The 23,501-nt window shown below is 59.9% G+C and carries 23 protein-coding genes and 1 tRNA gene; 14 read left to right on the plus strand and 10 right to left on the minus strand.

Going from position 1 to position 23,501, the window contains the following annotated elements:
* Window positions 1-206: 206 nt before the first annotated feature.
* Both RBB49_RS09180 and RBB49_RS09185 read right to left on the minus strand, forming a co-directional pair.
* Window positions 207-282 (minus strand) — tRNA-Ala (locus RBB49_RS09180).
* Window positions 283-434: 152 nt separating this feature from the next.
* Window positions 435-824 (minus strand): TIGR02300 family protein, encoded by a 390-nt coding sequence (locus RBB49_RS09185; protein ID WP_306142450.1) that lies wholly within the window; start codon window positions 822-824, stop codon window positions 435-437.
* Between the two features lie 313 nt (window positions 825-1,137).
* On the opposite strand from RBB49_RS09185, the gene aroA reads away from it, so the two are divergent.
* The 5 genes from aroA (at window position 1,138) to RBB49_RS09210 (ending at window position 7,316) form a co-directional block, all read left to right on the plus strand.
* Window positions 1,138-2,493, plus strand: a complete 1,356-nt coding sequence (gene aroA / locus RBB49_RS09190; protein ID WP_306142451.1) for a 3-phosphoshikimate 1-carboxyvinyltransferase — start codon at window positions 1,138-1,140, stop codon at window positions 2,491-2,493.
* Complete coding sequence (cmk, locus tag RBB49_RS09195; protein ID WP_306142452.1) at window positions 2,490-3,125, plus strand: (d)CMP kinase; 636 nt, start codon at window positions 2,490-2,492, stop codon at window positions 3,123-3,125. The genes aroA and cmk overlap by 4 nt, the downstream gene beginning before the upstream one ends.
* A 266-nt stretch (window positions 3,126-3,391) precedes the next feature.
* Window positions 3,392-5,089 (plus strand): 30S ribosomal protein S1, encoded by a 1,698-nt coding sequence (gene rpsA / locus RBB49_RS09200; RefSeq protein WP_306142453.1) that lies wholly within the window; start codon window positions 3,392-3,394, stop codon window positions 5,087-5,089.
* Window positions 5,090-5,276: 187 nt separating this feature from the next.
* Window positions 5,277-6,326 (plus strand): DUF3616 domain-containing protein, encoded by a 1,050-nt coding sequence (locus RBB49_RS09205; RefSeq protein WP_306142454.1) that lies wholly within the window; start codon window positions 5,277-5,279, stop codon window positions 6,324-6,326.
* Between the two features lie 135 nt (window positions 6,327-6,461).
* A complete protein-coding gene (locus tag RBB49_RS09210; RefSeq protein ID WP_306142455.1) occupies window positions 6,462-7,316 on the plus strand; it encodes a DMT family transporter in 855 nt (284 codons plus the stop codon).
* 21 nt (window positions 7,317-7,337) lie between these two features.
* On the opposite strand, the gene RBB49_RS09215 is transcribed toward RBB49_RS09210, so the two are convergent.
* From RBB49_RS09215 to mtnK, 4 genes are read right to left on the minus strand one after another with little or no spacing between them, the layout of a single operon-like run.
* Window positions 7,338-8,003, minus strand: a complete 666-nt coding sequence (locus tag RBB49_RS09215) for a class II aldolase/adducin family protein (protein WP_306142456.1) — start codon at window positions 8,001-8,003, stop codon at window positions 7,338-7,340.
* Entirely contained in the window at window positions 7,996-9,000 is a 1,005-nt protein-coding gene (locus tag RBB49_RS09220) for a sugar-binding transcriptional regulator (RefSeq protein ID WP_306142457.1), read from the minus strand. Before RBB49_RS09220 ends, RBB49_RS09215 begins: the two co-directional genes overlap by 8 nt.
* Window positions 8,997-10,106: an S-methyl-5-thioribose-1-phosphate isomerase gene (gene mtnA / locus RBB49_RS09225; RefSeq protein ID WP_306142458.1), complete on the minus strand. Its 1,110-nt coding sequence runs from the start codon at window positions 10,104-10,106 to the stop codon at window positions 8,997-8,999. Before mtnA ends, RBB49_RS09220 begins: the two co-directional genes overlap by 4 nt.
* Complete coding sequence (mtnK, locus tag RBB49_RS09230; RefSeq protein WP_306142459.1) at window positions 10,103-11,365, minus strand: S-methyl-5-thioribose kinase; 1,263 nt, start codon at window positions 11,363-11,365, stop codon at window positions 10,103-10,105. Before mtnK ends, mtnA begins: the two co-directional genes overlap by 4 nt.
* Before the next feature lie 134 nt (window positions 11,366-11,499).
* Here mtnK and RBB49_RS09235 point away from each other — a divergent pair, with 134 nt between their 5' ends.
* From RBB49_RS09235 to RBB49_RS09250, 4 genes are all read left to right on the plus strand, one after another.
* Complete coding sequence (locus RBB49_RS09235; RefSeq protein WP_306142460.1) at window positions 11,500-13,017, plus strand: sugar ABC transporter ATP-binding protein; 1,518 nt, start codon at window positions 11,500-11,502, stop codon at window positions 13,015-13,017.
* Window positions 13,018-13,027: 10 nt separating this feature from the next.
* Window positions 13,028-14,044: an ABC transporter permease gene (locus tag RBB49_RS09240; RefSeq protein ID WP_306142461.1), complete on the plus strand. Its 1,017-nt coding sequence runs from the start codon at window positions 13,028-13,030 to the stop codon at window positions 14,042-14,044.
* Window positions 14,045-14,099: 55 nt separating this feature from the next.
* A complete protein-coding gene (locus RBB49_RS09245) occupies window positions 14,100-15,122 on the plus strand; it encodes a substrate-binding domain-containing protein (RefSeq protein ID WP_306142770.1) in 1,023 nt (340 codons plus the stop codon).
* Window positions 15,123-15,298: 176 nt separating this feature from the next.
* Window positions 15,299-15,727, plus strand: a complete 429-nt coding sequence (locus RBB49_RS09250; protein WP_306142462.1) for a peptidylprolyl isomerase — start codon at window positions 15,299-15,301, stop codon at window positions 15,725-15,727.
* 78 nt (window positions 15,728-15,805) lie between these two features.
* Here the strand turns inward: RBB49_RS09250 and RBB49_RS09255 are convergent, their stop codons facing one another.
* Window positions 15,806-17,032, minus strand: a complete 1,227-nt coding sequence (locus RBB49_RS09255) for an MFS transporter (protein ID WP_306142463.1) — start codon at window positions 17,030-17,032, stop codon at window positions 15,806-15,808.
* Window positions 17,033-17,163: 131 nt separating this feature from the next.
* Here RBB49_RS09255 and RBB49_RS09260 point away from each other — a divergent pair, with 131 nt between their 5' ends.
* The 5 genes from RBB49_RS09260 (at window position 17,164) to RBB49_RS09280 (ending at window position 21,220) form a co-directional block, all read left to right on the plus strand.
* Window positions 17,164-18,411: an SLC13 family permease gene (locus RBB49_RS09260; RefSeq protein WP_306142464.1), complete on the plus strand. Its 1,248-nt coding sequence runs from the start codon at window positions 17,164-17,166 to the stop codon at window positions 18,409-18,411.
* A 154-nt stretch (window positions 18,412-18,565) separates the two neighbouring features.
* The gene (sppA, locus tag RBB49_RS09265) at window positions 18,566-19,552 is read left to right on the plus strand and encodes a signal peptide peptidase SppA (protein WP_306142465.1); all 987 of its coding nucleotides are present in this window, start codon (window positions 18,566-18,568) and stop codon (window positions 19,550-19,552) included.
* Window positions 19,553-19,567: 15 nt separating this feature from the next.
* Entirely contained in the window at window positions 19,568-19,867 is a 300-nt protein-coding gene (ihfB, locus tag RBB49_RS09270; RefSeq protein ID WP_299476276.1) for an integration host factor subunit beta, read from the plus strand.
* A gap of 63 nt (window positions 19,868-19,930) precedes the next feature.
* A complete protein-coding gene (locus RBB49_RS09275) occupies window positions 19,931-20,296 on the plus strand; it encodes a lipopolysaccharide assembly protein LapA domain-containing protein (RefSeq protein ID WP_306142466.1) in 366 nt (121 codons plus the stop codon).
* A 15-nt stretch (window positions 20,297-20,311) separates the two neighbouring features.
* Window positions 20,312-21,220 carry an ornithine cyclodeaminase gene (locus tag RBB49_RS09280; RefSeq protein WP_306142467.1) on the plus strand — a complete coding sequence of 303 codons (909 nt, stop codon included), beginning with the start codon at window positions 20,312-20,314 and terminating at the stop codon, window positions 21,218-21,220.
* Between the two features lie 473 nt (window positions 21,221-21,693).
* On the opposite strand, the gene RBB49_RS09285 is transcribed toward RBB49_RS09280, so the two are convergent.
* The 3 genes from RBB49_RS09285 to trxA form a co-directional block, all read right to left on the minus strand.
* A complete protein-coding gene (locus RBB49_RS09285; RefSeq protein ID WP_306142468.1) occupies window positions 21,694-22,302 on the minus strand; it encodes a trimeric intracellular cation channel family protein in 609 nt (202 codons plus the stop codon).
* Between the two features lie 75 nt (window positions 22,303-22,377).
* A complete protein-coding gene (gene grpE / locus RBB49_RS09290; protein WP_306142469.1) occupies window positions 22,378-23,010 on the minus strand; it encodes a nucleotide exchange factor GrpE in 633 nt (210 codons plus the stop codon).
* A gap of 143 nt (window positions 23,011-23,153) precedes the next feature.
* Complete coding sequence (gene trxA / locus RBB49_RS09295; RefSeq protein ID WP_306142470.1) at window positions 23,154-23,474, minus strand: thioredoxin; 321 nt, start codon at window positions 23,472-23,474, stop codon at window positions 23,154-23,156.
* Window positions 23,475-23,501: the final 27 nt, after the last annotated feature.

Here is a 23,501-nt window from a genome sequence, read left to right on the forward strand (position 1 = left end):
CTTACTCTGGATTGCAGCCTGACTTCACCGCCAACCGGATTTGTCAATCCGGCGCGAACCGGGGGCAGATCGCGCCACGCCAAAAGAGGCCGGCGCAGCAGACTGCACGCATTCCGTGCCCCGCTCAAAGGCCTGCGCGCCGCGTTGCCGCCACAGATGGTTCAGCGACCAAGCGGATCAATTCAGATTTTCGATGAAAAGAAAGATGGTGGAGCCAAGGGGGCTCGAACCCCTGACCTCTTCGCTGCCAGCGAAGCGCTCTCCCAGCTGAGCTATGGCCCCTTGTCGCATCTTGGCGCCGGTCTAGGTCTCCGGCGTCGATGGGGGCGGAACATAGTCACACCGCCTCCCAAGATCAAGCAGAATTTTCGAAGAAAAATCCTGCCGTGAACAACAGTGGAAAGGCCGCCTGAACGGGCGGCCCCTCAAGACGATTATTGGTCGGTATCGTCTTCGATCTCGACGCGGATACCGGGAACGGAATCCTCGTCTTCGTCTTCATCTTCCAGGAAGACGTCGTCGTCGGATTCGTCGTTATCGATCTCGACATCATCGTCGCCATCAATATCCGGCACGTCATCGGAGCCTTCCGCTTCGGCGTCGGCTTCTTCGAGGGTGACGATTTCCGGTGCCGCCGCGTCCTCTTCTTCTTCTTCCTCTTCCGGCTTTTCTTCAGCCTTGGCCGCCTTGGCCGCGCGGGCCGTCATGACGGTCTCGAAGATCGTGCCGCATTTCGGGCACGTGATCGGATCCCGGTTAAGGTCGTAGTATTTGGCGCCGCAGCTCGGGCAAAGCCGCTTTGTGCCAAGTTCAGGTTTTGCCACTGTGCTCACCCTTCGTTTGTTGTCTGGCTGACTTGTCGGTGGGCCGCCCCATAGCGTCAAGCTCACCTGCTGTCAAAGACAAATCGGACAAAAAAACCATTCGCCCCATTCTTCTGCATGTTGCGCGCGAAATTTCAAGCGTGCGGGAAAGTTCTCGCCAACAAATCGCATTTTATGGTCCAGCGACGCTTTACGATTTGCTAAGACCGGCCGGCCGCCGAACGCACCCCGGAAAACCGGGTGATGACGAGGCCGCGTCCGCGTGATAGGACGTGACACCTTTTCGCAAACTCTCAAGTTCCGGACATTGAAAATGTCACACAATACCGCGCCCACGCCTCTCACCGCGAGCAAGGGCAGCCCGCTGACCGGCACAATCCGCGTGCCCGGGGACAAGTCGATTTCTCACAGATCTATGATGTTCGGCGCGCTTGCCGTCGGACGCACCACCGTGAAGGGTCTTCTGGAATCCGAAGACGTACTGGCAACGGCAGATGCCATGCGCGCCGTCGGGGCGACAATCGAAAGACACGCCGACGGTTCCTACACGGTCGATGGTGTCGGCCTCGGCAGCCTGCTCGAGCCGGAGGGCGTGATCGATTTCGGCAATGCGGGCACCGGTGTCCGCCTGACCATGGGCATCTTCGGCAGCCACAATATCGCCGCCACATTTGTTGGCGACGCGTCGCTCTCAAAACGCCCGATGGGCCGTGTGCTCGATCCGCTGCGCGAAATGGGAACGAATGTGATTGCCCGCGACGGGGACCGCCTGCCCGCCTCCATCCGCGGCGCAGAGACCGCCCTGCCGATCACCTACCGCGTGCCGATGCCGTCGGCTCAGGTCAAGTCCGCCGTTCTGCTGGCCGGCCTCAATGCCCCCGGAGAGACAACGGTAATCGAGCCGATCCCGACACGCGATCATACCGAGAAAATGCTGAAAGGCTTCGGCGCGGAAATCTCGGTCACGCTCAATGAAAACGGCGAACGCGTCATCAAACTGACCGGCCAACCCGAGTTGAAGCCACAGGACATCGATGTCCCGGGCGATCCCTCCTCGGCAGGCTTTCCTCTGGTCGCCGCGCTGATCATTCCAGGCTCGGACATCACCATCGAAAACGTTCTTCTCAACGAACACCGGACCGGCCTGATCACCACGCTGATCGAAATGGGCGGGGACATCGAGATCGTCAACCGCCGGGAGACCGGCGGCGAAGAGGTCGGTGATCTTCGCGTTAAGGCGAGCCAGTTGAAGGGCATCACCGTACCGGCTGACCGCGCACCCTCCATGATCGACGAATATCCGGTGCTCGCGATTGCCGCGGCGTTTGCCTCGGGCGACACGTTCATGCCGGGGCTCGACGAACTCCGTGTGAAAGAGTCCGACCGGCTTGCCGCCGTTGCGCGCGGCCTGGAAGCCAATGGCATTGCCTGCGTTGAGACGGAAGACACGCTGACCGTGACCGGCGGCGCGGCTTCCATCGGTGGCGGCACCGTCACGACCCATCTCGATCACCGCATCGCCATGGCCTTTCTCGTGCTCGGCATGGCCTCAGACACGGGCGTAACCGTCGACGACGGCGCAGTGATCGCGACCAGCTTCCCGACCTTCACGTCTCTTTTTGAGACCCTTGGGGCCAAGTTTTCCGAAACCGCCAGCGAGGCGGCATGATTATCGCAATTGACGGACCTGCGGCATCCGGCAAGGGCACGCTTGCGCGCAGGCTCGCCGATCACTTCGGCCTGAGACATCTCGATACCGGCCTCACCTACCGGGCGGTGTCGGCCGCGCTTCTTGCCAAGGGACTGCCGCTGGGAGACGAAAGCGTCGCGATCGAGATTGCGCAGAACCTCGATCTCGCCCAGATGGACAAGACCGTTCTGTCTGCGCATGAGATCGGCGAGGCAGCCTCGCGCATCGCCGTGCTGGGCGGGCTCAGGAAAGAGCTCGTGGAACTGCAACGCCGCTTTGCCGAAACGCCTCCCGGTGCCGTTCTGGACGGGCGCGACATCGGCACGGTGGTCTGCCCGGATGCCACGGTCAAGCTGTTCGTCACCGCATCTGCCGAGGCGCGCGCCCGGCGGCGCACGGACGAAATGATCTCAAAGGGCAAGGATGCAAATTACGCATCCGTTCTCGACGATCTCAAGCGCCGGGACGAGCGCGACAGCCAGAGAACCGTCGCGCCGATGAAACAAGCTGAAGATGCGGTCTTGCTTGATACGACAGAAATGGATATAGAAACCGCGTTCCAGGCGGCTGTGGATATCATTTCAAGCGCCGAGGATGGTTCAAGGTCCTAGGGGTTCACTCACAGGTGCGCCCCTTTCCGTGCATCCGGAACACATCCGGCTTTGAAAGCCGCAGGTTCTTAATGAACGACAATTGAATTTCGGCAGGACGCTCTCAGATCGTGTCCTGTGGCGAGACCGGATTTTCCGTCTGCCGCCTCCGCCGGCCCGCTTTTCGAAGCGGAAGGATCAGCGAAGATCGCGATCCCGGGAGACAGGCAATCCGGAGTGCAACACCAACCCGCCGGCGGTGCGCCAACTGGCGCTCAGGAGTATAAATGACCGATTTCAATCCCTCTACCGAGGATTTTGCAGCTCTTCTCGAAGAGTCTTTCGTCCAGAACGACCTCTATGAAGGTGCCGTTGTCAAAGGCACCGTCGTCGCAATCGAAAAAGACCTTGCCGTCATCGACGTCGGCCTGAAGGTTGAAGGCCGTGTGCCGCTGAAGGAATTCGGCGCCAAGGGCCGCGACGGCGAAATGGGTGTCGGCGACGAAGTTGAAGTTTACCTCGAGCGTGTCGAAAACGCTCTTGGCGAAGCCGTTCTGTCGCGCGAAAAAGCACGCCGCGAAGAAAGCTGGGTTCGCCTGGAAGTCGCGTTCGAAGCAAACGAGAAAGTCAACGGCCAGATCTTCAACCAGGTCAAGGGCGGCTTCACCGTCGATCTGGATGGCGCTGTTGCCTTCCTGCCGCGTTCGCAGGTCGATATCCGTCCGGTCCGCGACGTGACCCCGCTGATGCACACGCCTCAGCCGTTCCAGATCCTGAAGATGGACAAGCGCCGCGGCAACATCGTCGTGTCCCGCCGTGTCGTTCTGGAAGAGACCCGTGCCGAACAGCGTTCGGAACTGGTGCAGAGCCTGGAAGAAGGTCACACCGTGGAAGGCGTCGTCAAGAACATCACCGACTACGGTGCGTTCGTCGACCTCGGCGGTATCGATGGTCTGCTGCACGTCACCGACATCGCGTGGCGCCGCATCAACCATCCGTCGGAAGTTCTCACCATCGGCCAGACGGTCAAGGTGCAGATCATCCGCGTCAACCAGGAAACGCATCGCATCAGCCTCGGCATGAAGCAGCTTGAAACCGATCCGTGGGACGGTATCGAAGCCAAGTACCCGCTGGAAGCCAAGTTCAACGGCCGCGTGACCAACATCACCGACTACGGTGCATTCGTCGAACTGGAGCCGGGCATCGAAGGCCTGATCCACGTTTCGGAAATGTCCTGGACCAAGAAGAACGTCCATCCGGGCAAGATCGTTTCCACTTCCCAGGAAGTCGAAGTGATGATCCTGGAAGTCGACCCGGTCAAGCGCCGCATTTCTCTCGGCCTGAAGCAGACCCTGCAGAACCCGTGGGATGCGTTCGCGGAACAGTTCCCGATCGGCGCCAACGTCGAAGGCGAAGTCAAGAACAAGACCGAATTCGGCCTGTTCATCGGCCTCGACGGCGACGTGGACGGCATGGTGCACCTGTCCGACCTCGACTGGAACCGTCCGGGCGAGCAGGTTATCGAGGAGTACAAGAAGGGCGACATGGTCAAGGCCATCGTCCTGGATGTGGACGTCGAGAAAGAGCGTATCTCTCTCGGCATCAAGCAGCTCACCGGCGATCCGATGGAATCGGGCGCAGCAGGCGAATTGCGCAAGAACTCCGTCGTTACCTGTGAAGTCACCGAGATCAAGGACGGCGGCCTGGACGTCAAGATTGCAGACAGCGATCTGACAGCGTTCATCCGCCGCGCGGACCTTTCCCGTGACCGCGAAGAGCAGCGCCCGGAAAAATACTCCGTTGGCGACAAGTTCGACGCGCGCATCACCCAGTTCGACAAGAAGACCCGCCGGGTCACCGTGTCGATCAAGGCGCTCGAAATCGCCGAAGAAAAGGAAGCTGTCGCACAGTACGGCTCTTCCGACAGCGGCGCGTCTCTCGGCGACATCCTGGGTGCTGCCCTGAAGCAGCAGTCCGACGACTAAGGTTTTCGCATCCCGGTCCATCGGGAACGAAAAGGAAAAGCCCGGCAGCAATGCCGGGCTTTTTTGTTTTTCTGAGAACGCGGCAGCGACCTGCTGGCAACATTTTCCAGGGCCTGTCTCAATGGACAGAAGCGCCCGAATGTGCGCTGATGGCCGCAGAGATATTGAAATGGCACGGGAGTGATCAATGCACCTGTTCCCTGTTCTTCTGTTGACGACCCTGTTGGTGACACCCGCCTTGGCAGAGATTGAACGCTCCAAGACCAAATGGAAGGTCAAACCGGATTTCGAAAAAAGCGCGGCCGCGCGCGAGTCGATCAGCGGGGCTGATTGCGCGCCTGGCGGCTGGTGTCTTGCGGCGAATGACGAGAAAAACTATGCGCAGTTTTTCAAGATCAGGAAGAACAGGCTGGACCCGGACAAGAAAGGCGTGATCCGGCTGCTGCCGAAAAAGATCGACGGGAAAAAGATGGACGAGATCGACGCCGAAGGCGTGGTGTTCGTGCCATCAAGAGACAGCAATGCACCGTCCTTCTTTTACGTCACCGGTTCACACGGACTGTCACGGAGCGGAGACTTCCAGCCCTCCCGGTTCACGCTGTTCCGCTTTCCGGTGGAGACAAAATCCGGCAAGCCAACCTTCAAATTCAGCGACAAGAAAGTCGCGCCAGAGGTCGAGCGAACCATGCTGCTCGCCGAGACGATCAAATCCAACCCCGATCTCGCGCCGTTTGCAGACCAGACACTGGACCGCAACGGCGTCACCATCGAGGGCATCTCCGAGATGGACGGCGACATGCTGTTCGGTCTCAGGAGCCCCTGCCTTGCCGGTCATGCGCTCATTCTGCGGGTGCCCGCAGAGGACCTTTTTCAGGATACACCGCCGCCATCAACCACGGACAGGGTCGCGCTCGGCGACAATGTCGGCATTCGCGACCTGACCCGTGTGAAGGATGGCCTTCTCATCCTGGCGGGCCGGAGCGACGACCGGCGCGGCTCCGAAGACTTCACCTGTGGCGAAAAACGCAAGCCGCCAGCGCCGGCGCCGTCTCTCTGGTTCTGGAGTGGGCTATCCGGCGATGCTGCCAGGCCGCTCGGGCCGCTGCCCGGGGTCGACCGGAATGCGAGCGTCGAAACGCTGCTGGTTCTGGAGGAGACCGACGCTGCCTTCAAAGTGCTGGTTCTGTTCGACGGCGAGAAAAACGGGGCGCCTGTGGAGTTCCTGGTCGGAAAGTGACATTCGCGACCGACCCGGCGGCGGTGACGAATAGCGCGTAAATCGAACAGAATTCAGGTTCGCCGGACTTGCGCCAAGCGCAGATCTTTTAAATGATTGACCGATACCTCCGACCGTCCGTTTTGGATTTCCAACATGTCAGCCCTCGATCTGTGCCGTCTCGCCGGCACCGTCTTTCTTGCCGTCACACTGGTCGTGACCGGCGACACCTGCGGCAAGCTGCTTACGCAGAGCGGCGTTGATCCCTTCATTGTCGCCTGGACGCGCTTTGCAATCGCGGCGCTTGTCCTGTGGCCGCTTGCCCGGATGCAGTGGCAGGAACTTGGCCCGATGAAGGACTGGCGGGTGATCCTGCGGACTGTCTTTATCGCAGGCGGGATCAGTTCGATCCTAACGGCGCTGGAAACCGAGCCCATCGCCAATGTGTTCGGCGCTTTTTTCATCGGACCGATCATTTCCTACATGCTCGCCGTTATCTTCCTGAAGGAACGCCCGTCGGCCACCCACACCGTGCTCCTGGCTGTCGGATTTTTCGGGGTTCTGCTGGTGGTCAAGCCTGGATTCGGCATGACGACGGGCACGCTGTTCGCCCTGCTCGCCGGAACGTTCTACGGCTGCTACCTGTTCATGACCAAGCTGCTTGCCGGAGCCATGCGGCCGACCCGGCTCCTCATGTCGCAACTCCTGATCGGCACGGTGCTTCTGACCCCCTTCGGCCTGTCTTCTCCTATGCCTGTGAATGAAACCGGCGTCTGGCTCCTGATCATTGCGAGTGCGCTGACTTCGGCTGCCGGCAACTATCTTCTGGTGATCGCGAACCGGACGGCGGATGCAAGTCTCGTCGCCCCGCTGGTCTATACCCAGCTCATCTCCGCAACCGTGCTCGGCGTTGTCGTTTTCGGCGACTGGCCTGATACAATTGCTTTCGCCGGGCTGTTTCTGATTGCCGCATCGGGTCTCGGATCCTTGGCAACCCGGCGCTCGGCTTGAAGCCGGACACACCGCAGAAGATCAGGACGACTTGATGCCGTAATTGGCGACCGCGCCGAGGACCTCGTCAATTTCCCCCTTCGACAGGATATGCGGCTTGCCGACCGTCTGGCTGACGATATAGGCGTGCGCCAGAACCTCCAGTTCCTCCATCCGCCAGAGCGCCTTTTCAAGCGTTTCGCCGGTGACGACAGCGCCGTGGTTGGCCATCAGGCAACCGGACCGTTCCTTCATCGCACCGGTGACATGATCCGCCAGATCCTGGCTTCCGAACAGCGCATAATCCGCCAGCGGCACCGTGTTTCCTCCGAAAATCGCAACCATGTAGTGACAGGCCGGGATCTCGACGCGGTTGATCGAGAGCGCCGTGGAGTGCACCGGATGGGCATGGACGACAGCGTGCATGTCTTCCTTCTCCCGCAGCAGGGCCTGGTGAAACTGCCACTCGGTCGACGGGGGAAAATCTCCCTTCTGCTTGCCCTTTCCGTTCAGGGGAACGGAGACGAGCATGTCGGGCGTCATCCGATCATAGGGAACGCCGGAGGGCGTGATGATCATCCGCTTGCCGGCCCGGGCCGAGACATTGCCGGACGTGCCCTGATTGATCCCGCGCCGGTTCATTTCGCGGCAGGTTTCGATGATCGCCTGACGCAGTTTGGCGGTGTCCTTGTAAGGTGGCTTAAGCATGGTCTTCCGATAGACTGAGAAGGTCGGCCGCGGTCTCTGAACAGGTCGCGACGTGGGTGGCATATCCGCCGCGAATGGCCGCAAGCATCGGCGCGGCCCGATCGGGCCCCGAGCCCACCAGCAGCCCCATGTCCTTGTTGCGCATCTGCTGAAGCGTGACCGCGATCATTCGGTCCTCGATGTCGCGGTTGAGGCCCTGGCCATCCCGATCGATCAGCCGGCCGCAAATGACGCCAATCGCCCCCTTTTGCGCGCAGGCGTCAATATCCGCCTTTTCCAGAAGACCGGTATGCACCACGTGGCTGTCCTCGCCGCAGGTGCCGCAGGCAAAGATCGTCTTGTTGCAACTGGCAACGGCCTGCAATTGCGCCTCGATGACCGGCTCCTGTTTCAGCCGTTCGACAAGGGTCTTGTCCGACAGGACCAGTGGAACGTGAAGATTGACGCAGTGCGCGCCATAGCGCCGTGCCAGCGTCGCCGAACAGGTTTCGGCGGCAAAGCCGAGCGCGGCGGGGCGGGACCCCACCAGTTGCACGATGGTGAGATCTGCAAGATCGATCCTCGGCGCAGCCTCCGCCACCCGGTAAACGGTTTCCCCCCAGGCAACACCAAGCCGGTCGCCGGGTTCCAGCAAACCGGGCAGCCAGTCGGCAACAACGCGTGTCACCCGGTCAAGGGAGCGTTCGGGACCGTCGGGCGAGGACGGAATGACCACGGCATCGCGCAAGCCGAAACGATCCACGATCCTGCGCGCGAGTTCCTGGTTCCGGAAGACATCGCTGTCGAGCGAGATGCGCACATAGTCCCGCTTTCTGGCTTCGGCGAGATAATTGACCACGGTTGCACGGGAGATCCCGAGCCGTTCGGCGATCTCGTTCTGGTTCATCCCGTCCTGATAATAGCACCAGGTGACCTCGACGATCGCGTCTTCCTGCGTGCGCGTGCGCGCGCCGCTTCTGGGCTCCGCTGGCCTGGATCTGGACGAAGCGGGGCTCATGCGCTCTTGGCAACCGCCGCCAGATCCGGGAACAGACCCGCAAGACCTTCCGCGCTTGCCTCACAGACGCCGCGTTCGGTGATCAAGCCCGTCACCAGATGGTTCGGTGTCACGTCGAAGGCCGGATTGCCGCCGGGCGTGCCGTGCGGCGTGACCTGGACCTGTGCAATCGCGTTCGCCTCGCTCAAACCCTGAACATGAGTCACTTCGCGTTCAAGCCGCTCCTCGATCGGGATTTCGGCAACGCCGTCATCCACGCTCCAGTCAATCGTCGGCGAGGGCAGCGCGACATAAAAGGGAACGTTGTTCGCCTTGGCGGCAAGTGCCTTCAGATAGGTGCCGATCTTGTTGCAGACATCGCCCCGGCGGGTCGTGCGGTCGGTGCCGGTGATGACGAGATCGACCATGCCGTGCTGCATCAGGTGGCCGCCGGCATTGTCGGTGATGTAGGTATGCGGAATACCGTGGCTGCCAAGCTCCCAGGACGTCAAAGCGCCCTGGTTGCGCGGGCGGGTCTCGTCGACCCAGATGTGGATCGGGATGTTCTCGTTGAAAGCCTGATACATCGGGCTGGTGGCGGTGCCCCAGTCCACAGTCGCAATCCAGCCCGCGTTGCAATGGGTGAGGATATGAACCGGTTCGCCATCCTTCTTGCCCGCGGCGATCTTGCGGATGATCTCCAGCCCGTTCTGGCCGATGCGGTGGTTAATGTCGACATCTTCATCGGAAATCTCGTGCGCGAGTTTCAGCGCCGCCGCTGCCCGCTCCGCCTCCGGCAACGGTTTCAAATGCGCGCGGCACCGGTTGAGCGCCCAGCGAAGGTTGATCGCCGTCGGACGTGTCTTGTCCAGAAACGCCCAGGCGGTGTCGAGATTTGCGTCCGAGGGATCCAGTCTGGCGGCAAGCGCCATGCCATAGGCGGCGGTCGCCCCGATCAGGGGCGCGCCGCGCACCCGCATTTCAACGATCGCATCGGCAAAATCCTGCAGCGTATCGACCTGCTCGATCCGAAACTCGTGCGGCAGCCAGCGCTGGTCGATGATCTGAAGCGCGTCCTTGTCCTCGTCCCACCAGAGCGACCGGTAATGGGTTCCGTCGACCTTCATAGGATGTCCCTTCCGTTGTAGTTGCGCGCCAGCGACAAGAGCTCTTCCGTCGTGCCGATCATCCCCGCGTTCCGTATCAGGTCAGCGCCCATAAGGAGGTTGCGTGCTTCCAGGGCTGCCTTCAGCACCTTGTCTTCGATTTCCTCGAAATCGGCGTTGTGCGCCAGCGAAAGCGTCCGGCGGTGCATTTCGATGCCGCAGAAGCCAAGGGCATCGACGCGGATTTCTGCAAGCAGTTCCTCGCAGACCTCATCCGATGCATGTCCCTGCCCCTCGAACAGCGTCTGCGGGTAAAGCATGCCCGTGCGCTCCGTCGCCCAGAGTTGCCTGAACTCGTCCTCGAAGGCGGCGACCGTTTCCGAAATCACGGCAAGCAGCCATTCCTGGTAAGCCTCCAGATCGACGTCCTGCCGGTGAGCCGGCTGGCTGAAATAGGCCATCAGAAAATTCGCCACAAGCATGCCGAGGTCAAAGCCCATCGGGCCGTATTGAACGAACTCGGGATCGATCACACGGCTTTCGTCTCCCGTGGACATGATCGAACCGCTGTGCAGGTCTCCATGCACCATCGTTTCGGTGTTGGAGGCGAATTTCATCATCAGCCGTTGAACCCGCGCCTTCAGGCGCGCGTCCGAGCGAAGGTCTTTCACGACCGCGTCCAGCCCGTCGGTGTGATGGTTCATTTCCGCTTCGTAATAGGGATCGGTGAACACCAGTGCCTCGGTAATCGCCGGGATCTCGATGTTGCCTGCGAACAGGCCGACATCGTTTTTCTTGTCGGCGCTTTTCATGGAGAGTTCCGAGCCACGGAACGCGGTGCGCGCGCAGAACCGGCCGAGGAAGTCGCCGAGCCCCTCGACCTTTTCGCCTTCGATCAGCTTCCGGCGCAGGATCTTGTGCGGCGCCAGGAACTCCATGACGATCAGCGCCTGCGTCTCGTCGAAATGGAAAACCTCCGGCACCGAGCCCGGATCTCTCGTTGCCTGCCTGACCAGGGCATGGTTCTCGAAAAAGGCGCGATAGAGCGGCAGCGGCCAGCTGTCTCCGACGAGGCGGACATAGGGCAATGCCTGTTTGACGACAACGGCGCCAGCCGGTCCTTCGACAATGAAGACCAGGTTCAGATTGCCGTCGCCGACTTCCTTCACGTCCCAGGCAGCCGGGTCGGTCCCGACCCTTTCTGCCACAGCCCCGATCGAGGCAAGACGCGTTGCGAGGTCCTCCGGTGTCAACGGCCGATACTGCTCAGGCGTTTCCATGACTGCGTTTGTTCCTCCCTGTTTTGCCCTGATAATGATCAAGATTGTTCAAAAGTCAACTTGGTTGACAAATGACTATATTGCGTGCTGTAACTTTGCGCAGCGGGAGAGGAGCTCGTGAAAAATTGGGAGGAATGGTGAGAAACGTCACCCTGAAACTCCGCGGTCTGGAAAAGTCCTTCGGGCAGAACCACGTTCTCAAGGGCATCGATCTGGAGCTGCGATCCGGGGAAGTCACCGCGCTGATGGGCGCCAATGGTGCCGGCAAGTCGACGCTTGTCAAAGTGTTGTGCGGCTACCATTTTGCCGATGCCGGCGAGATTGAACTGGCCGGCGCGCCGTTTTCGCCGACAGATGCGGCCGATGCCATCGCAAAGGGCGTGGTGACGGTCCACCAGTCCATCGATGACGGCGTGATCCCCGATCTCGACGTGGCCACCAACCTCACCCTTGACCGGCTGACCGAGCCCGGCGTCGGTTTTTTCGTCAATGACGGCAGGTTGCGCAGGCAGGCACGCGAAGTCGCCGAAAGCATGGGCCTGACCATGGACGTGCGCATGCGTGTTGCCGATCTGGATGTCGCCGACAGACAGATGATCGCGATTGCACGTGCCATGGCACGTTCGCCCAAACTGCTCATTCTCGACGAGCCCACCTCCTCCCTGTCGTCGTCGGAAGCCGAACGGCTGTTCGCCCTGATCGACAGGCTGCGCGATGAAGGGGTCGCGATCCTCTATATTTCCCACCGCATGTCGGACATCCGGCGCGTCGCCGACCGGATCGTCTCCATGCGCGACGGCGCGATCTCGGGCCTGTTTGAAACCGAACCTCTGGACTATGTCGGTGCGGTCAACGCCATGCTCGGACACCAGATGACAGAAGTCGACATCGACCCGGTGGCGGGCGGCGAACCGGTGCTGCGCGTTGAAAACCTGAAGCTGTTCGAGGACAGCAGGGACATCAGCTTCGAAGCGCGTGAGGGCGAGGTCGTCGCTTTCACCGGCCTTCTCGGGTCCGGCAAGACACGGCTGGCGGAGATCATCTACGGCCTTGCCGAACCGCATGGTGGACGGCTTCTTCTGGACGGCAAGGACTACCGGCCCAAAGGTGCGGGCGATGCGGTTCAAAAGGGCGTCTTCATGTCGCCCAAGGATCGGAGCGTGAATGCGGTCGTACCGGATTTCGACATTGCCAACAACATGACGCTGCCGTTTCTCCGCGCATTCAGCGGGTTTTCCTTCCTGAACGACAGGATGCAGCGCAGAGCCTGCGACGGGATGATCGACAAGATCGGTGTCGTCTGCCAGTCCAATGCCGATGACATCAACACGCTGTCCGGCGGCAACCAGCAAAAGGTCATGATCGGCCGCTGGCTCCTCAAGGCATCGCGGATCCTGCTTCTCGACGAGCCCTTCCAGGGTGTCGATATCGGTGCGCGGCGCGACATCGGCCATTACATTCGCCAGACGGCGAAAGGCCGTACCACGCTGGTCTTCGTGGCGGAGATCGACGAGGCACTGGAAATCGCGGACCGCATCATCGTGCTCAACGAGGCGGCGATCGCCGGCGAATACTTGAACAGGGACATTGATCTGAACAGCCTGGTTGCGGATGTGTCAGGCCCCGGTGAGCGACTGGCCCTCGCAGGATGATACTCGACAAATGAAAAACAACGACGCACTCGATTTCGCAATCCGCTACGGCTTCCTGATCCTTCTGGGCGGGCTTGCCGTTTTCTTTTCCCTTTATGCCAGCGGGTTCGCCAGCCCGCGCTCGGCCGTCTTCATTCTGCAATCCGTCGCCATCACCGGCATTCTCGCCCTCGGTGTGACCTGCACCCTCGTCGTCGGCGGGTTCGATCTGTCCATCGGTTCGGTCGCAACGTCCGCTCTGATGCTGTCGGCCTATACGATGGTGATCCTGGAACAGTCTGCCTTCGTTGCCGTTGCGCTTTGCCTGCTCATGGGCGCTTTAGTCGGACTGGTCAATGGACTGCTGATCGTCAAGATGCGCGTTCCCGATCTCCTGGCGACGCTCGGCATGATGTTTCTGCTAATCGGCCTGCAACGCATTCCGACGCAGGGCAATTCGATTGCCACCGGCATGAGCCTTGCCGACGGGTCCGTCGCAGAAGGCACGTTTTCCGCCGCTTTCCTCTGGCTCGGCCGTCACCGCTTCGACCTCTTTCTCGACCGGCTGGTTCCGGTTCCGGTTGTCGTGTTCCTCCTGATCGCCGTCCTGATCTGGCTGTTCCTGGGATACACGCGGCACGGACGCCTGATGTATGCGATCGGTTCGAATGAACGTGCCGCCGGGCTGGTCGGAACAAATGTGCACCGCTACAAGGTGGTCGCCTACATGATCTCCGGCATGCTTGCCTCCGTCGGCGGCATCCTGCTTGCCGCCCGGCTCGGGCGCGGCGATATCGCCTCGGGCAACAATCTGCTGCTCGACAGCGTCGCCGCAGCCCTGATCGGTTTTGCCGTTCTGGGTGCGGCACGCCCGAATGCCTTCGGCACCGCGGCCGGTGCCCTTTTTGTCGGGATCCTGCTTCAGGGCCTGACGATGATGAACGCTCCCTACTACATGCAGGATTTCGTCAAGGGAGCCGTTCTGGTCGCAGCCCTCGTTTTCACATTCTACCTGTCGTCACGGCGTGGCGGCAGGAGAACAGCGTGACGCCAGCAAGGCGCCGTTCATATTGGGAGGAAACAATATGCTCAGACGTGAATTCATGAAACTGACCCTCGCGGCCGGCATCGGCCTTACCGGGGGAACCGCCATTGCCGCGGACATGCCCGCACCTTTCGACAAGCCGGAAGAGGTCAAGATCGCGCTGGTCCGCTACCTGTCGACCGGTGACTTCTTCCAGTCCTATCTGGCCGGTGTCGAAAGCCAGGCGGAAGCGCTTGGTGTCGACCTTCGCGTTTTCGACAGCCGTCAGGACGCCGCCCTTCAGGCGGACATGGTGGATCAGGCTATCGCGCTCGGTGTTGACGGCATCGTCATACAGCACGGACTGACGGAGTCCATGAAACCGGCCGCGCAGCGCGCAGTCGACGCCGGTATCAAGGTTGTCGCCTTTGACGTGAATGTCGAAAACGACGCGATCCCGCAAGTCGAACAATCCGATTATCTGCTTGGGAAAATGGCTCTCGACCAGGCAATCAAGGACAATGGAAACTCCTTTACGGCCGGATACGTCTATGTTCCCGGCATTGCGCCACTGGACCGCCGGGACAAGGCCTGGAAGGAAGTGAAAGAAGCCAACCCGGGGATCAAGGAAGCCGCAATGTTCGGCACGCTGGACAACCCGATCGCCAACTCGGTGGCCAACCAGGCACGTTCCGTGCTGCAGGCCAATCCGACCATCAACGTCGTCTTCGCCCCTTATGACGAGTTTGCCAAGGGCGTCAAGATCGCCGTTGACGAGGCGGGCCTCAGCCAGGACATCAAGATCTATTCGGCAGACGTATCGACCGCGGACATCTCTGCGATGCGCGAACCGGATTCAGCCTGGGCGGCAACGGTCGCGACAAACCCGGCGGTTGTCGGTGAAGTCAGCGTCCGCACGCTTGCCCTGATGCTTGCCGGCGAAGACCCCGGCAAACAGGTCATCGTCCCGCCGACACTGATCACGCAATCCTTCCTCAATGAGCAGGATGTTCGCAACATGGAAGACCTTGGCGAGAAAATGCCGCAGTTCCAGCATGCGGATGTGTCCGTTGCAGAATGGATCCCGCTGCCCAAGCGCTGATCTTCGACAGACCGATCAAATCGAAACCCGGCCATTGCGCCGGGTTTCGCCTTATACGGTCAAATGTACGCAGGTTTACATTTTTCCCGCTTGCTTTACGCTTCCCATCTCAACGAGAACCCACGCGCCCCGCGTGGCCTCCAAACTCACCACCAGACAGAATTGCGACAGGCAACATGAGCGAAGCCAAGGCCGGCGATACGGTTCAACTTCACTACAAGGGCACACTGGACGACGGATCCGTCTTCGACAGCTCAGAGGGCCGCGACCCACTGGAATTCACGGTCGGTTCGGGTCAGATCATCCCCGGCTTGGACAAGGCAATCCCGGGCATGAAAATCGGCGATGAAAAGACCGTCCGGGTTGAAGCCGAAGAAGCTTACGGAGCGGTGAACCCGGAGGCCCGTCAAACCGTACCGCGCGCACATATTCCGCCCGATGTGCCGCTCGAAACAGGCCTGCAGCTTCAGGCGCAGACCGAGAATGGACAGATGATATCGGTCACGGTGGTCGAGTTCTCCGACGAAGAGGTTGTGCTGGACGCCAACCATCCGCTTGCAGGTAAAGCCCTGACATTCGCAATCACTCTGACCGGCATAAAATAACGCACCTCGCGAATGCTGTTCTCAAGATGCCCGCTTGAATGCGGGCATTTTTTTATGCCTGAAGCAGTTCGGCAGTGCTCAGACAGACCCCGGTTCAGATGCCGGTTCCGTCTTTTTCTCCAGGGTTTCTTCCATGAAGAGGACATAGATCACCAGACCGACGGTCGCCGTTGCCGCAAGGCTCAGGAACCCCGTGGTGTAGCTCGTGAACTGGACAATATATTCCGCGACAATGTTGCTTAGGGACGCCCCGATGCCAATCAGCATTGCCAGAACCCCTTGTGCGAAATTGAACCGGCCCGTGCCGGCGGTGATGTCGGCAAGCACCAGGAGAAACACCATCGCGAAGATGCCGTTGGCAACGCCGTCCAGCGCCTGGATGGCGACAAGAGCATAGGTATTGTCGAACTGGCTGAACAGGATGCCTCTTACCGGAAGCACGAGAAACGCGATGAGCAGAAGCGGTTTGCGTCCCCAGACATCTGCCTTCTTGCCGCAGAAGATCGCCATGACAATCATGACCAGCTGGGCGGCGATGACGCAGGCCGCCGTGAACGCGACGCCATGCTCCGCGTCGCTGTTGGACGACAGCTTCTGGCTGACCAGGGGCAGCATGGACGCATTTGCGGAGTGAAACAGGAAGATGCAGATGGCAAAGACGAGCAGGCGCCTGTCCTCGAACAGGCTCAAGATGCCCTCCGGTGCTTTCGCTCCCGCGTTTTCTTCGGCGACGCCGCCGCGGGCCATTTCGTGGTCGATGTCGTCCTTGTTGATCAGGAGAGCACAGACGATCATACCGCAGGCCATGGCCGCCACGAGCCAGAACACACCCAGCGCTGACCATGTCAGCGCGAGAATGGCCGCAAGCATGGCGGCGATCATGTTGCCGGCGTGGTTCCAGGCCTGGTTGGCGCTGGTCTGCTTCGTGAAATAGGCATGGCCGACAAGTCCGAGTGTGACAGCGGCGATGAGCGGTCCCATGAAGGCAGACGAGGATCCGATCAGGATCTGTGCGGTGTAGACCGCAAATGCATCGTTGAAGACCAGAATTCCGATGGTGCTCGTGGCAATTGCAACAGCACAGACGATCAGCAGCGCGCGTTTCCATTTGACCGCATCGACGATGGCACCTGCAGGTGACTGCATGACAACGGTCGCGATGCTTCCGGCAGCGAGCGCAATGCCGATCGAGCCGGGAGACCAATGCTGCAATGACAGGAGATAGATCGCCAGATAGGGCCCGATCCCCCCGACAACGTCTCCGGCGAAAAAGTTCACGCCCAGCAATGGTTTGTTCAACTGCATGTTCCGCGCCTCGGTTTCCGGGTCTCTTTACGTCCTATACGAGGACCACAAACAAAAATTTAAACATTCATGGGGCTACACTCAAAAATCGAATTTTAATACGCTGCGTCAAAAGCGTGAGAAGCGGTTAGATGCCTGTAAGTTTAATTGTCTCAATTCTGGTCTTCTTCTGCATTGCGATCCGGCAATGGCTGCCTGACTGGTTGAAAATCTGGATGATCATGACAACCGGCGCGGTTTTCCTGCTCGTTACCGGCAATATATCTCCATCTGAAGCCTTGAGCGCGATCGACTGGAACGTTATCGCTTACCTGTTTGGTGTTTTTGCTATCTCGCACGCGCTGTTTGCTTCGGGCATCTCGGAAAGGGTCAGCAATTGGATTTGCGCCGACCAGCGGTCCATTCCGAAGATCCTGCTTTATTTCATCGTGTTCGTGACACTGATTTCAGCTGTTCTGACAAATGATGCCGCAGCCGCAATCGGGACGCCGATCGCGATTGCGATCGCGGCCAGCCTGCGTATCGCCGCCGCCTTGCCTTTGATCGCGCTTTGCGTCTCCGTCACCGTCGGCAGCATGTTTTCGCCGGTCGGAAATCCGCAGAACCTGCTCATCGTCGCCGACGGCCATTTCCAGAATCCGGTTGGCGTCTTCCTGGAATGGCTTGCCGTTCCCGCGATCATATCCCTCATATTCACGCTGGTCTGGTTCTGGATATGCTTCGCCAGGGCACCGAAGGGAGATGCGCCGGAGCATGTCACACCGGACGAACAGTCGGCGCGCAGCTGGCCGGCGCTTGTCTCGACCGGTCTGCTTTGCGTGCTCGTCATTGTGGACAGCATTGCCCATGAGAGCGAGTTCCTGCCGGACCTGCCGCTCGGCGTTCTCAGCCTGGTTGCGGCGATCCCTCTTTTCCTGTTCACCGACCAGCGCGTCCGGCTGGTGAAGGAAGTCGATTGGCACACGCTGATCTTCTTCGTTTCCATGTTCATCGTCACGGGTGCCGTCCTGAAATCCGGCGCCCTGCAACACTGGCTGAGCCCCTGGCATGATCAACTGGGTGAGCCGCTGATGGTAACCTCGATCGCGTTTTTCGGCAGCCAGGTGTTCTCGAATGTCCCTCTCGTCGAGATCTATCTCAACCTCCTGTCAGGACACGATACGCCGACGCTCATGCTGTTGTCGGGGATATCGACCCTGGCGGGGAACCTCTTCATCCTGAGCGCAGCCAGCAACGTGATCATCGTGCAACAGGCGGAAAAACACGGCGTGACACCGTTCCAGTTCTGGCAATTCACCCGCTTTGTGCTGCCGGTGACCGTGGTGTCGCTGGTGGCCTGTTATGTCTGGATCGCGTTTCTGGTTTCGCTGTCCGGATGAGGCAAGGTGGCACACCGCCCAAAATTTATTCTGCTTCCTGCCCCAATCTGCCGCATTCTGGTGCCAGAGTTCGATAAGCGATTGCAATTTCCAGGACACTCACCCTATTTAGGTTCTTGGTTTTCAAAAGATCTTGTTCGGAGAGGCCCGGTACATGGCTGTTGATGTTGACGCGCTCGTGGACAGAAGACGTTTGCGGCGCAAGGTAACGTTCTGGCGCGCGGCAACCTTCATCGTTATCGCGGGAGCGCTGATAGGCGGTCTGGCATATGTGTCCGGCGTATCGGGCCTGTCGAAACGCTCTGCGCATATTGCCCGCATCCCCATCGAGGGTGTGATCGTGGAGAACCGGAAAACGCTCAAGATGATCGAAAAGATCGGAAAGGCGGATGCCGTAAAGGGAGTGGTTATCTCGATCAATTCTCCCGGTGGCAGCACCACCGGCGGCGAAGCTCTTTACCAGGCCCTGCGCGAACTGGCTGAGAAAAAGCCGGTGGTCGCGGAGATCCGGACCATCGGTACGTCGGCCGGCTACATGGTGGCGCTTTCCTCCGATCACATCGTCGCACGTTACAACACGATCACCGGGTCGATCGGCGTCCTGTTCCAGTTCGGCAACTTCGAAAAGCTGCTGGACACGGTCGGTGTCGAGATGGAAGCCGTCAAAAGCGCGCCCCTGAAAGCGGAGCCGGATTTCTATTCGGCAACAACGCCGCAGGCGCGCGCGATGCTGCAAACGCTGGTCAACGACTCCTACACCTGGTTTGTCGGGCTTGTGGCCGAGCGCCGGCAGCTGGAAGAAGCAACGGCGAAGGATCTGGCCAACGGACGCATCCTGACGGGGCACAGCGCGCTGGAAAACAAGCTCGTCGATGCCATCGGAGGCGAGGACAAGGCGGTCGAATGGCTGGAAACCGAAAAGGGTGTTTCTAAGGATCTGCCGATCCTGACCTGGACGACAAACGAAAACCTTGAAGAGCTTCCATTTTCCTCGCGAATCTCACGAGAATTCGGAAAAGGCATCGGATCTGCCATCTTAAACCCCTTAAATGACGCTAAGGGGCTGATTCCTCGAGGCCTTACGCTTGACGGGCTCGTATCCGTTTGGCAGGCTTCAGACGCGGCAGAACAAAAACCGTAAGCGAGGGGGCTCTCAATGATCAAATCTGAGCTGGTTCAGCATATCGCAGAACAGAATCCGCATCTCTACCAGCGTGACGTGGAGAATATCGTGAATGCGATACTCGATGAGATCACCGAGGCCCTCATGCGTGGAGACAGGGTTGAATTGCGCGGATTTGGCGCCTTCTCCGTCAAGAACCGACCCGCCCGGGTCGGACGCAATCCACGGACCGGACAAAAAGTGGAAGTCGACGAGAAACACGTCCCCTTCTTCAAAACCGGCAAGGAAATGCGTATACGTTTGAATGACGGTGTCGATCACGGCGACGACTGAGTGTGTCTTGCCGGTCCGCCGTCCGAAATTGAGCATTGATCTGACACGTCCGGGGAGACCGACTTGACCCGTTTCATCAAGAACCTGATCCTGTTGGCGATCGCGGTGGTTCTCGTGCCCTTGTCCGTTGCAAACAGGCACACCGTCGATCTGGCTCTCAATCCGTTCGATCCGCAGGATCCGCGCCTGACAATTCCCGACATCCCGCTCTTCTGGGTGATCTTTGCAAGTCTCGGCGTCGGCATTGTCGTCGGCGGCCTCGGTGCATGGGCAAAACAGGGGCGCTGGCGGAAGGAAGCGCGGCTCAAGCGCCGCGAAGCCGACAAGTGGCACAAGGAAGCGGATCAGCTCCGCGAAATGACAGGTGCCTCACAGCCTTCGGCGAATGCAAAAGGTCTGCTTGCGCCGGACAAGCGTTCGGCCGCCTAGGGTACGGACGGATGAATGCGGATTATCTCAAGCGACGAGATTGACGCCTGCCTGGAAGACAGGGACGTCATAGAGACACTACGCCGTGCCTTCCGGTCCAACACGATCGCGCCCACCGTCGCCGAACAGGACATAGAACGCCTCGACCAGGCGACAGGCCAACTCAGTTTTCAGCCTGCCTGGACGAATTTTGCGGAGCAACGAGACGTCACGCGCGGCTATGTCGGCTGCAGTCTTTCCCTTGCGCTGCCGGAACAAAAGACGAGTTCCTCAAGCCTTTACATTCTGTTTTCCGGCACCGGCGCGCAACCGATCGCCCTCATTGACGGCATGCGGCTGAGCACATGGCGAACCGCCGCCCTGCATGCGCTGGCCGCGTCCTATCTTTCGCGCGAGGACACGGCACGGCTTCTCGTGATCGGTGACAACCCGCTGCTGCCGCGCGTTCTGTCTGCTTTCGCCACGACACGGAACCTGACATCGATCCTGTTTGCCGGAACCTCGGCGGAGACACGCAGGAAAGCGGCGAACCAGCCGTCACTTGCAAAGGTCAGCCTGGGAGAGACAACCGAGCTTCATGCGGCCCAGGAGGGCGCGGACATGATCTGCATCGCCGGCCCGGACAGCGACAGCGGGACGTTCCACGCACTCACCTATCTCGATCCGCCCGTCGGCTGCCATGTCGACGTCCTGGATACGAGCGCAACGGTTCCGTCCGCATTCCTGGAGGAAGCGCGCCTGTTTTCCTCCGACATGTCGGCACCTCCAAACCCGGATCTGGAGTGGGCTGCAGACCTGTTCGAACTTGCAAAGGGCAGCAAGGCGGGACGGCGTTACTACGGCCAGAGAACCCTCTTTCTGCCGAGCGCAAAAACCGGTCTTGAGGACTACGCACTAGCAGCACACGTTTTTTTGAGATCCTGAGATCTGGAACTTGCCCCGCGAGACACCACATTACTACGCAGCAGAGGGGAGAGTTTCGAAGCGTTTTTCAGCTGATTTGCCGGATAAGGCAGAGCGTCCAACGCTTCCCCATAGCGTTTTGCAAAGGAGCAGAACAATGCTGACGACACTTGCCTATTCGGCAAGCCTACCAGCAATATCGATTGGCCTGATTTTTTATGTCTCAGCCACGTCGGGGCTTGTCTTCTAGGAGAAACAAAAAGCCGGTTCCTCAGGAACCGGCTTTGTTTTTTTAAGCAGGTTCAAGACAACAGACATTTCCCGACAAATCCGGATCATCCGAGCGAGGCTTCATTGGCGCCGGCGACACGGCGCATCCGCCGTGGTGCTTCCTGCCGCGAAGGTGACGCTACCGCGCCAGGAGGCAAAAGAGCCCGGTCCACCATCCTGCCTGACACCCGAATGGGGTCCGCAGCGCGTAAACCGAAGCGCATTCAGGAACGCGGCCGCCCATAACCCGGCAGGGTCCAGCCTCTCTGGATGGCGCCACCGCGCAGCAGCAGCGCGGTAAGTGCTGCAAACCCGGCCGCAGCAAGCTGCGGAACCGCGAGCATGGTGAGCAGCACATAGCTTCCCGCGCCGGCAAAAGCGGCGCTGACATAAATCTCCGGCTTGACGATTGAAGACGCTTCGCCCGCGATCGTGTCGCGGATGACACCGCCGAAGGTCGCCGTGGCGACGCCCATCAGGACGGCGACCAGCACCGTGTCCCCAACGGACATGGCCTTTGCCGCCCCCATCACCGAATAGGCCGATATGCCGACGGCATCGGCCCATCTGAGCGGTTTGTTCAACCGCTCGATCAGGCGGGCGAAGAACCAGACGGCAATACTGACGAAGAGACATACGAGCAGGTAGGCCTCGTTCTCAACCCAGAAGACCGGCACCCCCAGCATCAGGTCGCGCAGCGTGCCGCCGCCGATCCCGGTCACGGTCGCGAAGAAGAGCAGCGCTATGAAGTCGAGCTGTTTGCGGGAGGCAACAATGCCGCCCGTGACCGCGAACACGGCGACGCCCAGGTAGTCGAGCAGTTGAAGCAGCATTGCAGCCTCCAACAAAAAGCCGCTCCGGAAGCCTTCGGGAGCGGCTTTCAACAAAAGAGTTCAAAGGGTTTCGCGTCAAGCGTTCTTGTCGACCGTCTGACCCGCCTCACCGTTGGCGGTCGCCTGAGGAGCCTCCTTCGGGCCACCTTTTGAAACGCCAACCATGGCCGGACGCAGCACGCGCTCGCCAATGACATAGCCCGCCTGAACGACCTGAACGACAGTGTTGTTCGGCACCTCGGTGTTCGGCACCTCGAACATTGCCTGATGGAAGTTCGGATCGAATTTCTGGCCTTCCGGCTCCAGCTTGCGAACGCCGTTCTTCTCGAGCTGATTGAGCAGGTCGCGCTCGATCATTTCAACGCCGTCGACAAGCGCCGCCACGCCCGCATCGGCGTTCTTGCGGTCTTCCTCCGGCAGGGCTTCCAGTGCCCGGCGCAAGTTGTCGGAAACCGTCAGCATGTCGCGTGCAAATCCGGAGACGGCATATTGGCGCGCGTCCTTGATTTCCTTTTCGGTGCGGCGGCGCAAATTTTCCATTTCCGCCATCGTGCGCAGAGCCCGGTCCTTGAGCTCCGCGTTTTCGGTTGTCAGCACCTCGACAGGATCGACCGCAGCCTCGGGAGCATCCGCCTGCGCTGCAGCGGCTTCTGCTTCCTGTGCCGGATCCGTCGGCTGTTCTTCCGGGTTTTTGTTCTCGTCACTCATAGATGTTCCGTTCGGCTCAATCTGATTGCGGATGCTTATAAGACCGGTCGCGGAGAATTCAAAGCAAATCGGCGGACAAGCCATCGCTTATCCGCCGGATGCGTCCTCATGATCCGCAGCCGGGCAGCCGCCTGAAGATGGGGTCAGATGGCGCTCTTGATCCAGTCGGCGAGCTTGCCTTTCGGTGCTGCACCCACCTGGGTTGCCATCGGCTCTCCATCCTTGAACAGGATCAGCATCGGAATTGACCGGACGCCGTATTTCATGGCCATGTCCTGGTTCTCGTCGATGTTGAGCTTGGTGATCTTCACCGCACCGTCCATCTCGTCGGAGATTTCCTCAAGAGCGGGTGCAATCATTTTACACGGACCGCACCATTCGGCCCAGAAGTCGACGACGACAGGGCCATCGGATTTCAGAACTTCGGCTTCGAAGGAAGCATCGGTAACTTGGGTGGTTGCCATATCAAGATCTCGTGGTTCGATGTGTCA

The organism is Roseibium sp. MMSF_3412, assembly GCF_030733265.1.
GTDB lineage: Bacteria > Pseudomonadota > Alphaproteobacteria > Rhizobiales > Stappiaceae > Roseibium.